The sequence below is a fragment of the Sphingomonas sediminicola genome (assembly GCF_014489515.1).
In the GTDB taxonomy this organism is placed as follows: domain Bacteria; phylum Pseudomonadota; class Alphaproteobacteria; order Sphingomonadales; family Sphingomonadaceae; genus Sphingomicrobium; species Sphingomicrobium sediminicola.
In genome coordinates, this window is record NZ_CP060782.1 from 2,363,331 (window position 1) to 2,379,123 (window position 15,793).

The window sequence follows — 15,793 nt, forward strand, 5'->3', positions numbered from 1 at the left end:
GGAGCGATTTTAAACGGTCATTAACCGTGTTCCTCCATCACCGTCCTCGGATGGGGAGCGGGTTTCCAGATGCTTCAGGCGCGTAAGGACTGGCCGGAAGAGCGCAGTGGCGCGGAGGTCGTCGCCTTTCCGCGCGCGGCGGCGGAAGACGGCCGCGAGTTCGGCAAGCGCGGTCCGCGCGAGCCGTTCAGCCTGGTCGTCGACCTGCACTCCGAGGAAATCGGGCCCCGCTGGTTCCGGGGCGTCGCGACGCTGGCGCTTCTCTGCGGTACGGTATTCTTCCTCGCTCCGGGTTTCGAGCCGTTCCTCGCGTCGAAGATGGCGGCCGCGCCAGTTTCGGAGATGCACAATGCGCAGCTCAGCGATCTGGCAATGCCGGGAATGGCCGCAAAGCCTGAGACGATTTCCATTCCGAAGCCCGTCGGGATCCTCGTCGGGGAACGCGGCGGTGTCGAACGGATCGGCGGCGACGTTGCCGGCGGCCTATACTGGTCGCTGCGCGGCGCCGGGGCTAGCCCGCAGATCGCCGCAGATTATCTGAAGGCGGTTGCAACCCGCATCGACGTTGGCGAAGTTGCTCCGTTCGACCGGTTCGATCTTGCGGTCGTGAAGGGGAAGGCCGGCGAGCCGGACCAGCTTATCTACGCGGGGCTCGACCGCGCCCAGTACAGCGACGTCCAGGTTCTGAAATGGACCGCCAACGGCCACACCGAATGGTTCGACGGAGCCACGCAGCCGCAGTCTTCCGACGGCCTCATGGCGCCGGTCGCGGGCCGGATCACCTCCGGCTTCGGCTATCGCATGCATCCGATCCTGCGCTTCATGCGCTTCCACGCCGGCATTGATTTCGGCGTCGCCTACGGCAGCCCGATCGTCGCCGCCGCTGACGGTCAGGTGATCGGTGCCGGCTGGACCGGAGGCTATGGCCGCCAGGTCCGGATCGTTCACGAAGGTGGAATTATGACCACCTATTCGCACATGAGCGCGATGGTCGCGCAGCCGGGGACGCTGGTTCGCCAGGGACAGGTCATCGGCTATGTCGGCTCATCCGGCCTGTCGACAGGCCCGCACCTCCACTTCGAAGTCCGCGCCGGCGGCCGGCCGATCAACCCGCTGACCGCGCGGCTCGTGAGCCGGCCGGTATTCGAGGGAGCGCAGCTTGCCGCGTTCAAGGCGAAGCTGAAAGAGATTCGCTCGATCCCCATGCATCCGCAGCAGCCTGCGGCGGCATCCTGACCTCAGCTCAGGACTCGACTACTGCACCGAGGCGGTAGCCCACAGCGGGCTCATTGATGATGAGTCGAGGCTCCGCTGGATTTCGCTCGAGCTTCTGCCTCAGCGCTCGGACGGCCACGCGAAGATAGTCGATCTGGCTTTCCTGTGCCGGTCCCCATGCGGTTCGAAGCAGATGCGCGTGCGTCAAAACCCTACCCGAATGCTTCGCCAGCTCGGCGAGGACCGCAAATTCCTTGGGAGTGAGGTGTATCTCCTCACCGTCCCGAAACACCGCGCGCCGAAAGAGGTCGATGCTTACGCCATCTATTTCGATCGGCCGCTGATCGGAGTCGGGCCCGAGGGCAAGCAGGTTGGTCAGGTAACGATCGAGCTTTCCCGCTTCCGCGCCGATGCCGGAAACGACCTCCTTGTCGCCCGAACCTTTGCGCTTCAGCTCGCGGACCCCGTTGCTGATTGCCTTCAGAGATGGCGCGATGTCCTGTCCGATCGTCGATAGCAGGGTTGAACGGACGCGGTCGTGTTCGCGGGTACGCGCGAACTCCCGCGCTTCGGCCTCCAGCCGCCCGCGTTCCAGGGCGAGCGCCACCTGGTCGAGCAAACTGTCGAGCAAGGGGATTTGCTCGGGCCGGAGCGGCGGGCCGCCGTCGTCCCGCGCAAGACCCATCGCGGCAATGACCGCGCGTCCCGATCGTATCGGATGGAATTGCCATTCGGTCGGCACTGCGCGTCCCACGCCGCGGCCTGCGGGTTCACCCTGATCGATGACCAGCGCGGCGACGGCAATATCGCCCGGTGTGAGCCTTGCCTCGGCTGGAGCGCTTGCTTTCATGCGAGGTTCTGGCGTCCCCGCCAGCAGCACGGCATTGGTCTCAAACACCTGAGCGAGTTCGCGAGTGCTCACTTCGGCGATGTCCTGCTCCGTGGTGCAGGAGAGCAGCCGTCGCGCCAGACCGGCGATGGTCGCGCTCCGCGCGGCATGCGCTTCGGCGATACGCGCCTGACTGCGGACCGAAGCTGCCAATTGACTGGTTACGGCGGCAACAGCGAAAAGGACGATCACCGTCACGATATCGTTCGGATTGTCGATCCGGAAGGTGAGGTGGGGCGCGGTGAAAAAGAAATTGTAGGCGAGCGCCGACGCAAGCGCCGCGACGAGCGCCGGGCCAAGCCCCGCCGTCACTCCGGCAACCAGAACGGCTGGGAGATAGAGCAGGTCGACGGAGGAATTGCCCCATCTCGGAGCCATTGCGAGGCCGATGAGCGTCGACGTCGCGACCATCAGCAGTGCTTCGGCATAACCGCGCAGCTGGCGAGCGGCCGAACGTTCCTTTGCGGACAGGAGGTTCATCGCACCTAAGTGCGCCCTGCGATCGCGACCGTCGAGGGCCGGGTACCGGAATCCACATGGAATCTTTACGACCATGGACCGCACATGGCGTTGATCATGGCCACACTTTCCCAACCCGTTGCCGTTTCCGCGGATGCACCGATCGACGCTCAAAAGCATTCCCTGCCCGCTTTGATGCTAGGCGCGGTCGGCGTCGTGTACGGCGACATCGGCACGTCCCCGCTCTACGCGATGAAGGAAAGCTTCATCGGGCCACACCCGCTGGCGGTCGACCCGTTGCACATCTTTGGAGTGCTGAGCCTCATCTTCTGGTCGCTCATGATGATCGTGACCGTGAAATATGTGCTGGTCGCAATGCGCGCCGACAATAAGGGTGAGGGGGGATCGTTCGCGCTGCTCGCCCTCATCTCGCGCAACCTCGGCGAGAAAAGATGGGCGTCGGGGCTCGTGATGCTCGGTGTCCTCGCGACCGCGCTGTTCTACGGCGACGCAATGATCACGCCCGCCATTTCCGTGCTTTCGGCGGTCGAGGGGCTGACCATCGTTCAATCCGGCCTAAAGCCGCTCGTCATCCCGATCGCGATCGTCATCCTGATCGCGCTCTTCCTCGTCCAGTCCCGAGGAACGGCAAAGGTCGGAGCCGTATTCGGCCCGGTCGTCCTCATCTACTTCGCGGCGCTCGCGTCCCTCGGCTTATCGAACATCATCCGACATCCGGAGATCGCCGGTGCGCTCAGCCCCTACTGGGCAGTCGAATTCTTTGCCCACGATGCGAAGCTAGCATTCCTCGCTATGGGGTCGGTCTTCCTCGCCGTGACCGGCGCGGAGACGCTTTATGCCGACATGGGCCATTTCGGCCGAAGGGCGATCGGCTTCTCCTGGCTGGGGCTCGTCTATCCCTGCCTGATGCTTAACTATTTCGGACAGGGCGCGCTGTTGCTGTCGACGCCTTCAGCAGTCGAGAATCCGTTCTACCTGATGGCTCCGGAATGGGCGCGACTTCCGCTCGTCTTCATCGCCACCGCTGCCACCATCATCGCCAGCCAGGCGGTCATCTCCGGCGCATTCTCCGTGACCCACCAGGCAGTCCAGCTCGGCTTCCTGCCCCGCATTCGCACAGAGCATACGAGCGCCAAGGCGGCCGGCCAGATCTACATTCCGGCGGTGAACTGGGGCCTGCTGATCATGGTCGTCCTGCTCGTTCTCGGCTTCCGCGAGTCGACCAACCTCGCGTCGGCCTACGGCATTGCCGTCAGCGGTACGATGATCATCACCACGATCATGCTCGCCGTCCTGATCTTCGGCGTTTGGAAGTGGAACCGCTATGTCGCGGCCTTCACGATCGGTCTGTTCGCCATCGTCGACGGCGCCTTCTTTGCATCGAACATCACCAAGATCGCCGACGGCGGCTGGTTCCCACTCGCAGTTGCCGCGGTGATTTTTACCGTGCTGACGACCTGGGCGCGCGGGCGGGCGCTGATGCGACGCCGGCTCGAAGAGGATGCACTTCCGCTCGAGGTCTTCATCAAGTCGGCGGGGTCGGTCCACCGCGTCCGCGGAACGGCGGTGTTCCTTTCAACCTCGGCGGATATCGTGCCATCCGCCCTCCTCCACAATCTCAAGCATAACCAGGTGCTCCACGAGCGCGTGCTTATCCTGAACGTGAAGGTCGAGGACGTTCCCCACGTGCCTCCAGCGAAGAGGCTGGAGACCCATGGCGCAGGCAAGGGCTTCTACCGGGTCATCCTCCACTACGGCTTCATGGACGAGGTCGATGTGCCCGCCGACCTGGTCCGCATCGGGTCTTGCGGCGATAGCTTCAACATGATGAGCACCAGTTTCTTCCTCGGACGCCAGAAGCTGATCGCGGCCAAGGAGCAGCCCGGTATGGCGTTGTGGCGCGAAAAGCTGTTCGCTTGGATGATGAAGAGCTCCGAAAGCGCGATGGAGTTCTTCAAGCTCCCGACCAACCGGGTGATCGAACTCGGCAGCCAGCTTCGGATATGAGCGCGGGAATCGCGCTTTTGGCAGTAGCGGCGTCGCTTCCGCCGATCTGCGCGGACCGGCCTGCAAAAGCGACTGGTACATGCACGGTCCCGGCCGGCAGGTTGCAGGTAGAAGCTGGCGTTGCCGATTGGAGTCTGACCAGGATACAGAAAACTCGGACTGAGCTGATCACACTTGGGTCGACCGTTGTGAAACTCGGTCTCTCCAATCATTCGGACCTTCAGGTCGGCTTCACACCTTACACGAAGCTCAAGCTCTCAGTCGCCGCTTCGCGAACGCGGGCCTCGGGGTTCGGGGACCTGACCGTTCGCTACAAGCATCGCCTAACGACCGGCGATACGGGAACCCAGGTAGGAGTCATTCCATTTTTGAAGTTGCCGACCGCTGCCCGGGCAATTGGAAACGGCAAGCTCGAGGGAGGCGTCTCCGTCCCAGTGAGCATTCCGGCTTCGCGAACCTTATCCGTGACATTCGGACCGGAAGTCGACGTGCTTGCCGATGCGGACGGCCACGGCCGACACTTCGCGGTCGTGAACCTCGTTAACGTTGCCGGGCCGCTGGCTCCAAGGCTCACCTTGGCCGGTGAGCTTTGGACGAACGTCAATCTCGACCCTTCCGGAACAATGAAGCAGGCGTCAGTGGATGCGGCGCTGGCTTACGCCGTGTCCGACTCCGTCCAGACCGACACCGGTGCAAATATCGGTCTTACGCGGGACACGCCGGACGTCGAACTGTACGGAGGCTTGTCCCTACGTTTCTGACCGGAGCGCGCGAGATTTGAAGGTTCACGGGTGGGTTCAAATTAAGATCGCACTCAAGCTTCAGGCAACTCAGTTTCGAGGGGGAAGCCCTCGTCGAGCCAGCCGGTGATCCCTCCGGCCATGATCTTCACCGGCCGGTCCAACCTCGCCAGCCGAAGCGCGCCGCGCGCGGCGCCGTTGCAGTGCGGGCCGGCGCAATAGGTTACGAAAAGCGTGTCCGCCGGCCACTGCGCCATCTTCGACCCGATTATCTTTCCGTGAGGCAGGTTGATCGCCCCGGGATGTGACCACGCTCGAACAGAGCCGGCCCGCGAACGTCGAGAAGCACGAAACCCGGATTACCGGACGCCAGTGCCTGATGCGTGTCCCAGCAATCTGTTTCGAACTCGAAGGCTGCGGCGAAGTGCGACAGCGCCCTGGTCGCGTCGGCGGCCGGAATTTCGGTGACACCATTGGACATCGGATCGTCTCCTTCTGATCCGCTGGACATAAGGCTATTCCTATCCACGGGTGAGTGGCGTAAATGCCAATAAGCAGCAAGATCATGCCAAACTCGCCGGAAGATCCGTCCTCTTTCAACAGAAGCGTCGTTGCGCTCGCTTACGACGGACTTTGCACTTTCGAATTCGGGATCGCGGCGGAGGTCTTCGGCCTTGCCCGCCCGGAGATGGGGAGGACTGGTACCGTTTCTCGACGGCAGCAGTGGCACCGGGCCGGATGCATGCGCGCGGTGGCATCGCGATCACGGCGGATTGCGGGCTCGAAGCGCTGGATAGTGCCGGAACAATCGTGGTCCCTGGGTGGAGCGGGATCGATGCACCAGTACCGCAGTCCCTCATCGAGCGATTGGTCGCAGCGCATTCCCGTGGCGCGCGGCTAATGTCGATCTGCTCGGGAGCAACGGTGCTGGCGGCAACCGGATTGCTGGACGGGAAGACCGTCGCGACCCATTGGCGCTACTCGGAGGCGCTCGCCCGCCGGTTTCCACAGGTCAACGTGGACGCATCCGTTCTCTATATCGGCGACGGACGGATCTTTACTTCAGCTGGCAGCTCGGCGGGCATCGACCTGCTCCTTCACCTGGTCCGTTGCGATTTCGGCGCCGAGAAAGCGAACGCGGTCGCGCGACGCCTCGTGATGCCGGCGCATCGTGAAGGCGGACAGGCGCAGTATATCGAGCGGCCGGTAGTGCCGGAGCGCGGGACGCTAGCACCTCTGCTCGACGCGATGCGCGCAAATCTGGCGGGAGATCACAGCATCAGCCGGCTGGCCCGCGCGGCGGCGATGAGCGAGCGCACGTTCCTTCGCCGGTTTCGCGAGGCGACCGGGACCACTCCCGGCGAGTGGCTGATCAACACTCGCATCGATGCGGCTCGAGAATTGCTCGAGCAAACTCGCGGCTCAATCGACGAGATATCTGCGGCAGCGGGCTTCGGGTCGGTCGAGGCGCTCCGACACCATTTCCGGCGTCGCTTCGGGATCTCGCCCGCCACTTACCGGCGGAATTATCTACCGGGCGGTCCGCAGGTCAGAGCGGACGCCTAGCCGATCAACGGCCGTGGCCGCGCCAGCGTTTGACGGTGCGCTGGATGATGCCCTCTTCGCCGCCGGTCTCGCGCCACAGGGCAGCGAAGCTCGGGTCGGCGGAGGCCGGACGCTTCTCCGGCTCGAGGTCGTCGAAGCGAACACGGATAGGGATCGCGACGCCTTCGCCGCAGGCGATGCACTCGCGGTTGCGGAGCGCCGGGATCGCATCGAGGAAGCCGCGGGCACCTTCCGGCATCGCCGCACGCACGCAGGCCTGGTCTCGGTCGTTGTTCAGACGCATCGAGATGATCGTACCGCACTGCGACAGCACGCCTTCCGCCAAGTCGGACGGACGCTGCGTGATGAGGCCGAGGGACACACCGTACTTACGGCCCTCCTTGGCGATACGCTCGAGGATCTTGCGGACGGCCTGGGCTCCGCCGTTCTCGTCCTTCGGGACGTAACGGTGAGCCTCTTCGCAAACGAGTAGGATCGGACGCTGCGGTTCTGTCCGCGACCAGATCGCATAGTCGAACACCATGCGGGCGAGCACCGAAACCACCACCGAGGTAATCTCGGATGGAACGCCCGACACGTCGACGATTGAAATCGGACGCCCGTGGCTCGGAAGGCGGAACAACTTCGCGAGGAAGCCTCCCATCGTGTCTGAAACGAGCATGCCCGAGAACATGAAGGTGTATCGCGGGTCGGCGCGAAGCTCTTCGAGCTTCGTCTTCAGGCGCTGATAGGGAAGCGTATCGCCGGCGCGTTCCAGCTTGCCCATCTCATTCACGACGATGCCGTTGAGGTCGGCGAGAAGGTACGGGATCGGTGAATCCACGGTCACCTTGCCGAACTGCTCGACGTTCTTGCCCTTGGTGCGGGCAGCCAGAAGGCACTTGGCGAGGATGTCGGCGTCGCGCTGACGCTCCGAGCCATGCGTGGTCAGCATGACCTCGCAATGCTCTTCGAAGTTCATCAGCCAATAAGGAAGCTGAAGGTTGTCGACGTTGAACAGCTCGCCGCAGTCCTTGAACGCTGCGGAATACTCCCCGTGCGGGTCGATCATCACGATGTGACCCTCGGGGCTGAGCTCCGAAATGCGGTGCAGGATCAACGAAACCGAGGTCGACTTACCGGTACCGGTCGATCCGAGGATCGCGAAGTGCTTCGACAGCATCGGGTCGACGTAGAGTGCGCCGCGAATGTCGTCGGTCGGATAGACCGTGCCGATCTCAACGTGCGGGCTGTCGTCAGCCGCGAACACCGAGCGGAGATCCTGCGTCGAGACTGCAAGAACCTTTTCGCCCGGGATCGGATAGCGCGTCACACCGCGACGGAAGTTGGACATGTTGCCTGCGGAATCCCGAGCGCCTTCGCCGAGGAAGTCGATAGACGCGAGGATCTCGCCGTTGTCGCCGCTCTTCATGGTGCGGACGTTCGCGATAAGCCAGCTGCCGGCGACTGACATCTTTACCTGGCTGCCGACCTGGCCGGACATGGCGACCGAAGGATCGGAATGGTTGTGCAGACTAGCGAGCACCGCCCCATCCATCCGGATTCGCGAGCCCGAGCCGGCGATCTCGACGACCTCGCCAATAGCCTGAAGGCTTGCCGCCGCAGACACCGCTTTCGATTGCGCGCCGCCATCATCGCTGAAGCTGCTGATTTCGTTTACGAAACTCTGCAGGTTCGGTTGTTCGTCCATTAATCCGCCCCAACTCGCGTTAACTTGATCTGGAGCAAACTGGTAAGCGCGAGCGGTTAAGATTTACCTTAAGGTCTAGAAGCGGCGCCGGAACACCATCGCGGCAGCCCATCCGAGGAACAGCGACATCACCACCGCAGCAAGGCCGTAGAGGAACTCGTGGCGGCGGGCGACGAGGGATACCCAGCGCTCGAATCCGCTCTTGCCGATGTAGATGTCGCGTGTGGCGACGGCGAGCACCCGGCCATCCTGGATGAGGAAAGTCTCGGCCGTGTAGGTCCCCACGGGCACCTGACTCGGGATGGAAATGCGGGCGCGGTAGAGCACGCCTTCGCTGATTTCGACGCCGCGCGGGCTTTCGTAGTAAACGCCGTTGCGCTTTCGAAGATCGATCAGTCCGGCCTCGAAGTGGCGCGCCTTTTCCGGCAACGCTCCCGAGCCCGGCGAAAGCTGCAAATTCTGCAGGCCGATTTCGTAGATCGCCGCCGTGCGCTCATCGACGAGCTGCGAAATCGGCCGTGACGAGGCCACTGCGTAGAAAGCGGGCGCCGACCGGAAGCGCGCCGAATCCGCGTTCATCCAGATTCCGGCGATCTTCTGCTTTTCACGGATGAGGATCGGCTGCACCGGTCCGCGAAGGACCACCGCGATGTCCGGGGCGCGCTCCGGCAACCGGCCGCGTGGATAGAGGATCGCTCCGAATAGGAGGAGCTGGGCGCCCGAGAAGCTGTAGCGGATCTCGATCCTGCGCGCCGACACGTCCGGAACGAGCACGGGCTTTGCCTGCGCCATCAGTGCGAGCGAAACGATCGCAAGCACCAAGGCGCGACCGATCTTCACAGATATTCCACCGTGAAGATCTCGTCCGGACGCCAGGCAAGCCCGAGCGCCATCCGCATCCCGACGAGGAGAATGACGACCGCAAGCGCAAGGCGAAGGAAGTCGGGCTTCATTCGAGTGGCGAGCGCTGCGCCGTACTGGGCACCGACGACGCCACCGACGAGGAGGAGCGCCGCAAGGACGATGTCGACCGACCGTGTGGTCAGCGCGTGGACCATCGTCGTGCCCGCGCTGATAACCAGGATGATTGCGAGCGACGTGCCGATCACGACGCGGGCCGGCATACCCAGGATATAGATCATCGCCGGGACGAGTACGAAGCCGCCTCCGACGCCAAGCAGCATGGTCAGGATGCCCGCGCCGAAGCCGAGCGCGAGCGGCGCCAGCGGGGAGATGTAGAGACCCGACTTGTAGAAGCGCCAGCGGAGCGGGAGGGTGGCCACCCAGCGATTGTGCCTCGGTCTCTGGCGCGGCGCGGCGGCCTTCACATAACCGAGCGCAATCAGCGCATCCTTGAGCATGAGCACGCCGATGTAGCCAAGCAGAACGACGTACATGAAGCCGATGACGACATCGATCTGGCCGCTCGCCTGCAGAGCACGGAATATCGCGGCGCCCACCAGCGAGCCGATGATGCCGCCGGCAACCACCACCGCGCCCATCTGCAAATCCGCGCCGCCGCGCCGCATGTGAGCCATGGCACCGGTCACGCTGGCGCCCGTGATCTGCGTCGTCGCCGATGCGACCGCCACGGTCGGCGGGATTCCGTAGAAGATCAGCAGTGGCGTCGTTAGGAAGCCGCCGCCGACACCGAACATGCCCGACAGGATGCCGACGACCCCGCCAAGCGCGATGATCAACAGCGCATTGACCGACTGGCCGGCGATCGGGAGGTAGATGTCCATCGGCAACGAAGGACTAGCGGCAAAGTCGGCTTGAGGCCAAGCGCAACGGCTGTTTTCGGCGGCTAGAATTTGGCCCCCAATGTTACCGCCGGTCCGGAATCCGGCTCGGCCGTACCCGCCAGCCTCTGACGCCAGTCGAGATGAACATTCACGTTCGAGCGCACGCGCACCGAAATCCGCGCACCAGCATCGACGCGATAAAGGCCGGGCGGGTACCCGCCCCAGACACCGAGATCGGCAGAGAAACGGCCCCAGACTGGACGCGAGACAGCAAGGCCGCCGTCGGCGAACAGGTCGCGGCTGCGGATGCCGACAACGCCCCCTGGGCCATAGCCGTCGAGGAACAGGTCCCACCGAGCGCCCCTCAGACTGCACCACATCGGTACATCGGCTCTTCCTCAAGATTGATCCGTTCCGGCGGTTTCTTGGCCTCGAACCTGTTGCTAGAGAGTCGCGTGCTCCGGGAATCGACGAGGCTAAAGGTCGGAACGACCGCGCTGACGCGCACTCATTTCCTGCTGCTTTATGCAGCAATGCTGGTCGCCGCCTCGGGCAATACAGCGCTGCAATCGGTGATGCCGGCCATAGGACGCGAGATCGGGATCTCCGATTTCTGGGTTGCGGTCGCCTACACCTGGTCGGCGGTCCTGTGGGTCGCGCTCGCGCCTTTCTGGGCCGAGAAGAGCGATCACCACGGACGCAAGGCGCTTACCCTGCTCGGACTGTCGGGATTCATCGCATCAAGCTTGTTGTGTGGGACTGTCCTTCACCTCGGCCTGATCGGCGCGATCGGCGGAGGAGTGACGTTCCTTTTGTTCGGCATGTTCCGGGCAATCTACGGCGCTCTGGGCAGTTCGACGCCTTCCGCAACCCAGGCCTATCTCGCAGCGAAGACGAGAAGGGGCGGCCGCGTCGCTGCCTTGTCGGCGCTCTCCAGTTCCTTCGGCCTTGGAACGATCATCGGTCCGGCGGTCGCGCCGTTGTTCGTCCTTCCGCTGGTAGGCTTGGCCGGCCCTTTGTTCGCCTTTGCGCTGATCGCAATCGCCGTATTCGCCGCAGTTCTTCTGTGGCTTCCGAACGATCGATATGGCCGCCGCATCGGCCATGGCGCGGCAATGAGCTATCCGTCAGGAGCCTCGCAGCCGACAGGAGCTAGCGTCGTCGCGGCGACGTCGCCGAGGAGCAAGAGGTTAAGCTGGAAGGACTCCCGCGTTCGGTCGTGGATCATGGCTGGCGTCGCGGCCGGCCATGCGCAGGCGGCGACTTTGACCTGCATCGGTTTCTTCGTGATCGACCGGCTCAACCTCGAGCCGCATGGATCGGAAGCCTCGATCGCGATCGTGATGATGGCGGGCGCGTCCGCCACCTTGGCGGCACAATGGGGCCTGATCCCGAGGCTGAACCTGAAGCCGCAGGCCCTGATTTTCTCAGGGGCGTTGGTGGCCGCGATCGGGCTCGCCGGAGCCATGATCGCTCGCGACCTTTATGGAATCACTTTGTCGTTCGCACTTGCTTCGCTCGGATTCGGCTTCACCCGGCCGGGCTTCACCGGCGGTGCGTCGCTTGCGGTCCCGCTGGCGGAGCAAGGCGGAGTGGCAGGGCTGATCACGGCAGCGAACGGCATCAGCTGGGTGGCCGCACCGGCCCTCGGCATGGCGCTCTACCTCGTCAACCCGAACCTGCCGTTCGCAATTTCGTCCGCGCTGCTCGTCGCTCTGGCGATCTGGTCCCGACGCGCGCTTCCGCGCTTTTAGTGGTCCGAGCCCTTACCGTCGCCGCCGCGTGACCGGAGCATTCCCGGAAGAACGAAGCCGATACCTGTCGGTCGCACCGCTTCGCTTTTCAATGTCCGTTGGATGCGCTCATATTCGTCGAGCATTTCGGGCGTGACCGAAGCGCGGGTCTCGGTAAGGGCGGCCTCGAAGTCGGCCATCGTCACTTCCTTCGCCTCGAGTCCGCGACGAAGCGCGGTCAATCCGGCACGGCGGACCAAATCCTCGAGATCGGCGCCGGTGAAACGCTCGGTCCGCTGGGCGAGCGATTCGAGGTCGACGTCCTTGGCGAGCGGCATTTCCTCAGTGTGGATTGCGAGAATCCGCCGCCGGCCGGCAGTGTCCGGAGTGCCGACGTAGATTAGTTCGTCGAGCCGGCCTGGCCGAAGCAACGCCGGGTCGATCAGGTTCGGCCGGTTGGTCGCGCCGATGACCACGACATTGTTGAGCTCTTCGAGCCCGTCCATCTCGGCGAGGATCGTGTTGACCACCCTCTCAGTCACCTGCGGTTCGCCAAGACCGGCGCCGCGCGCGGGCACGAGGCTGTCGAGTTCGTCGATGAAGATGATCGTCGGTGCGACCTGCCGGGCGCGTGCGAACAGGCGGGCGATCTGCTGCTCGCTTTCACCGTACCATTTGCTGAGCAGGTCGGACGACTTGGTCGCGATGAAATTCGCTTCGCTCTCGCGCGCGGTCGCCTTGGCGAGCAAGGTCTTTCCTGTTCCCGGCGGGCCATAGAGCAGGAAACCCTTGGCCGGACGGATACCAAGGCGGCGGAATGCTTCCGGATGCTTGAGCGGGAGCTCGACACCTTCGCGGAGCCGGTCGCGCGCCGCATCGAGGCCGCCGACGTCGTCCCAGTTGACCGACGGCGTCTCGACCATGACCTCGCGCATTGCGGAAGGCTGCACGCGCTTCAGCGCATTGATGAAGTCGTGTGGTTCGACCGACAGAGCATCGAGGATCTCGGTAGGAATAGCCTCGTCCTCAAGGTTGAGGCGCGGCATGATCCGCCGGACTGCCTCCAGCGCCGCCTCGCGAGTCAGCGCTGCAAGATCCGCGCCGACGAAGCCGTAGGTCTGCCGTGCCAGCTCATCGAGATCCACCTCCGCGCTGAGAGGCATGCCTCTGGTGTGGATCCCGAGAATCTCGCGCCGTCCCTTTTCGTCGGGAACGCCGACTACGATCTCGCGGTCGAACCGGCCAGGGCGACGAAGCGCCTCGTCGATCGCTTCCGGCCGGTTGGTCGCGGCAATCACGACGAGGTTCTGGCGCGGCTCCAGCCCGTCCATCAGGCTGAGGAGCTGCGCGACGAGCCGCTTTTCGGCCTCGCCCGTCACTTGGCTGCGCTTGGGCGCAATCGAATCGATTTCGTCGATGAAGATGATCGACGGGGCGGATTCGGCGGCCTGCTCGAAAAGTTCGCGCAACTTCTTCTCGCTCTCGCCATAGGCCGAGCCCATGATCTCCGGCCCCGCGATGTGGAAGAATTTCGCATCGCTCTCGTTCGCGACCGCTCGCGCAAGCCGGGTCTTGCCGGTGCCGGGCGGGCCGTGGAGCAGCACGCCCTTGGGCGGATCGACGCCGAGGCGCTGGAACAGTTCGGGATGGCGCAACGGAAGCTCGACCATCTCGCGCAGCGCGTCGATCGTGTCGCGCATGCCTCCGAGGTCGTCGTACGTGACGTCCGCGCGGCGCTCGCCTTCGCCTTTGGCATATTCGGGGAGCAGCTCGATCTGCGTGTTGGCGTCGACATGGACGATGCCCTTGGGCGTCGTGCTGACGACGTTCAACCGAACCTCATGAAGCGCGAAGGCAGGCGCGTTGAGCATCTGCCGGACTTCTTCGGGAATATTTGAATCGATTCGCTGGTGCCCGGTCGTGGCAACGACGTCGCCTTCGGTCACCGGCCGTCCCGCGAAGCTGCGCTTCAAGGCGATCGCCGAGCCCTGGAGACGGATATTGTCGGTGGCCGGCGCGAAGACCACGCGCGTCGCCGCTTTCGATTCGGCTTTCTTGACCTCGACATAGTCGCCCGATCCGACACGGGCGTTGGAGCGCTGCAGGCCGTCGAGACGAATGATATCGAGGCCGGCATCGTCGGGATAAGGTCGGAGGGCGCGAGCAGTCGTCGACCGCTTGCCGACAATCTCGATCACGTCGCCTTCGTTAAGGCCGAGCGACTTCATCAGGTTGAGGGATAGCCGGGCAAAACCACGGCCACCGTCCGCCGGCGGAAGGTTCGCCACCTGCACGCGGGCCGTAGTCGGTCGTTCGAGAGTATCCGTATCGGCCACGCGACCATTCCTCCATTTTCGTGCCGCTAGCGTAACGGCTGCAGCGTGATTGGGTTCAATGTGGTGCGGCTGAAGCCCAAGAAAACCCCTTCAGAACTTGAGCGACCCGGCAATCTTTCGGACCGTCGAGCGTGGAGCCAGGCGCGTCGACCAGGCCCCGATCTTGTTCGTCGCGCCTGGAATCACGATCGCTTGATTGCGGTCGAGCCCTTCTAGTCCTGCCCTGACGACCGGCTCCGCTTCCATCGCAAGGCGGTCAAAACTTCCGAGCGTCTTGATCCCTGCCACGTCGCCGAACTCGGTCCGCGTCGGGCCGGGACAAAGCGCGCTCACCTTGATCCCGCGGTCCTTCCACTCCTCGTGCAGCGCTTCGGTGAACGAGAGAACGTAGGCCTTGGTCGCGAAATAGACCGCCATGTTCGGGCCTGGCTGGAATGCGGCGGTCGAGGCAACGTTGAGAATCGATCCGCCCCGTGCGCTCGCATGTCATCGATAACGATGAAGGTCAGATTGGTCAGGGACCGGATATTGAGGTCAATCATCTCAAGCTGGCGATCGAGCGGCAGCGCGTCGAACCGACCGCGAAGTCCGAAACCGGCATTGTTGATGAGCGTCCTGACCCACAGCCCGCGTGACTTGATCTCCTCAAGCAACTTGGCCGGCGAGTTTGGCTTGCCCAGATCGGCGGCAATGACGTGCGCCTTGCCGAGTTCGGCGGCGAGCTTGTTGAGGCGATCCTTTCGGCGCGCGACGAGAATGACCTCGTCGCCGCGCGCTGCACATTGCCTGGCGAATTCGACGCCGAGGCCGGCGGACGCGCCCGTGATGAGAGTCGCCGGCCTCGGGTCCATCGCCTTAGCTCGCCGGCCTGATTTCGGCCTTCATGATCTTGCCCGGGTTCGCCGGCGGCTCGCCCTTCGGAAGCGCGTCGACATGCTCCATGCCGCTCTCGACCTCACCCCAAACGGTGTACTGGTTGTCGAGGAAGCGAGCGTCGTCGAAGCAGATGAAGAACTGGCTGTTGGCGCTGTTGGGATCCTGAGTGCGAGCCATCGAGCAAATGCCGCGGACGTGCGGTTCGCGGCTGAATTCGGCCTTGAGGTTCGGAAGGTTGGAGCCGCCGGTGCCGCGGCCGGTCGGGTCACCGCCCTGGGCCATAAAGCCGGGAATCACGCGGTGGAAAAGGACGCCGTCGTAGAAACCGCTTTTCGCCAGCTCCTTGATCCGATCAACGTGGCCGGGCGCGAGATCGGGGCGCAGTTTGATGACGACATCGCCGCCGCTCGAAAGGTTGAATACAAGGCGTTCGTCGTCGGCCATCGGTCTGCTCCGGTCAAAAGAGGAAAGTTGGCGGCGATTTAGGCGGCCCAAGCGGGTTGCGCCAGTGCGGGC

Annotated in this window: 14 protein-coding genes and 1 pseudogene; 5 read left to right on the top strand and 10 right to left on the bottom strand. The window is 63.8% G+C overall.

What is annotated here, in order from left to right:
• Positions 1-69 precede the first annotated feature (69 nt).
• Positions 70-1,236 carry a M23 family metallopeptidase gene (locus tag H9L14_RS12720; protein WP_187708392.1) on the top strand — a complete coding sequence of 389 codons (1,167 nt, stop codon included), beginning with the start codon at positions 70-72 and terminating at the stop codon, positions 1,234-1,236.
• A gap of 7 nt (positions 1,237-1,243) precedes the next feature.
• On the opposite strand, the gene H9L14_RS12725 is transcribed toward H9L14_RS12720, so the two are convergent.
• Positions 1,244-2,584, bottom strand: coding sequence for a DUF4118 domain-containing protein (locus H9L14_RS12725; protein WP_187708393.1), 1,341 nt, complete (start codon positions 2,582-2,584; stop codon positions 1,244-1,246).
• 96 nt (positions 2,585-2,680) lie between these two features.
• Between H9L14_RS12725 and H9L14_RS12730 the strand changes: the two genes are divergently transcribed.
• Positions 2,681-4,591, top strand: a complete 1,911-nt coding sequence (locus H9L14_RS12730) for a potassium transporter Kup (protein WP_425506912.1) — start codon at positions 2,681-2,683, stop codon at positions 4,589-4,591.
• The gene (locus H9L14_RS12735) at positions 4,588-5,352 is read left to right on the top strand and encodes a transporter (protein ID WP_187708394.1); all 765 of its coding nucleotides are present in this window, start codon (positions 4,588-4,590) and stop codon (positions 5,350-5,352) included. The genes H9L14_RS12730 and H9L14_RS12735 overlap by 4 nt, the downstream gene beginning before the upstream one ends.
• 53 nt (positions 5,353-5,405) lie before the next feature.
• On the opposite strand, the gene H9L14_RS15170 is transcribed toward H9L14_RS12735, so the two are convergent.
• Both H9L14_RS15170 and H9L14_RS15175 read right to left on the bottom strand, forming a co-directional pair.
• Positions 5,406-5,588, bottom strand: a complete 183-nt coding sequence (locus H9L14_RS15170; protein WP_222949833.1) for a rhodanese-like domain-containing protein — start codon at positions 5,586-5,588, stop codon at positions 5,406-5,408.
• A gap of 11 nt (positions 5,589-5,599) precedes the next feature.
• Positions 5,600-5,812, bottom strand: a complete 213-nt coding sequence (locus H9L14_RS15175; RefSeq protein ID WP_222949834.1) for a rhodanese-like domain-containing protein — start codon at positions 5,810-5,812, stop codon at positions 5,600-5,602.
• Between the two features lie 242 nt (positions 5,813-6,054).
• On the opposite strand from H9L14_RS15175, the gene H9L14_RS12745 reads away from it, so the two are divergent.
• Positions 6,055-6,897, top strand: coding sequence for a helix-turn-helix domain-containing protein (locus tag H9L14_RS12745; RefSeq protein WP_222949835.1), 843 nt, complete (start codon positions 6,055-6,057; stop codon positions 6,895-6,897).
• A gap of 4 nt (positions 6,898-6,901) precedes the next feature.
• On the opposite strand, the gene H9L14_RS12750 is transcribed toward H9L14_RS12745, so the two are convergent.
• From H9L14_RS12750 to H9L14_RS12765, 4 genes are all read right to left on the bottom strand, one after another.
• Complete coding sequence (locus H9L14_RS12750; RefSeq protein ID WP_187708395.1) at positions 6,902-8,587, bottom strand: ATP-binding protein; 1,686 nt, start codon at positions 8,585-8,587, stop codon at positions 6,902-6,904.
• Between the two features lie 75 nt (positions 8,588-8,662).
• Entirely contained in the window at positions 8,663-9,379 is a 717-nt protein-coding gene (locus H9L14_RS12755) for a TIGR02186 family protein (RefSeq protein ID WP_187709977.1), read from the bottom strand.
• Positions 9,380-9,423: 44 nt separating this feature from the next.
• A complete protein-coding gene (locus tag H9L14_RS12760; protein ID WP_187708396.1) occupies positions 9,424-10,332 on the bottom strand; it encodes a sulfite exporter TauE/SafE family protein in 909 nt (302 codons plus the stop codon).
• A 62-nt stretch (positions 10,333-10,394) separates the two neighbouring features.
• Positions 10,395-10,712 (bottom strand): hypothetical protein, encoded by a 318-nt coding sequence (locus tag H9L14_RS12765; RefSeq protein ID WP_187708397.1) that lies wholly within the window; start codon positions 10,710-10,712, stop codon positions 10,395-10,397.
• A gap of 75 nt (positions 10,713-10,787) precedes the next feature.
• Here H9L14_RS12765 and H9L14_RS12770 point away from each other — a divergent pair, with 75 nt between their 5' ends.
• Positions 10,788-12,086: an MFS transporter gene (locus H9L14_RS12770; RefSeq protein ID WP_246444185.1), complete on the top strand. Its 1,299-nt coding sequence runs from the start codon at positions 10,788-10,790 to the stop codon at positions 12,084-12,086.
• Here the strand turns inward: H9L14_RS12770 and H9L14_RS12775 are convergent.
• The 3 genes and pseudogenes from H9L14_RS12775 to H9L14_RS12785 form a co-directional block, all read right to left on the bottom strand.
• Positions 12,083-14,401 (bottom strand): CDC48 family AAA ATPase, encoded by a 2,319-nt coding sequence (locus H9L14_RS12775; protein WP_187708398.1) that lies wholly within the window; start codon positions 14,399-14,401, stop codon positions 12,083-12,085. The genes H9L14_RS12770 and H9L14_RS12775 overlap by 4 nt on opposite strands.
• A 90-nt stretch (positions 14,402-14,491) precedes the next feature.
• Positions 14,492-15,252, bottom strand: a pseudogene (locus H9L14_RS12780) (SDR family NAD(P)-dependent oxidoreductase).
• 4 nt (positions 15,253-15,256) lie between these two features.
• Positions 15,257-15,721 carry a peptidylprolyl isomerase gene (locus tag H9L14_RS12785; protein WP_187708399.1) on the bottom strand — a complete coding sequence of 155 codons (465 nt, stop codon included), beginning with the start codon at positions 15,719-15,721 and terminating at the stop codon, positions 15,257-15,259.
• Between the last annotated feature and the right edge of the window lie 72 nt (positions 15,722-15,793).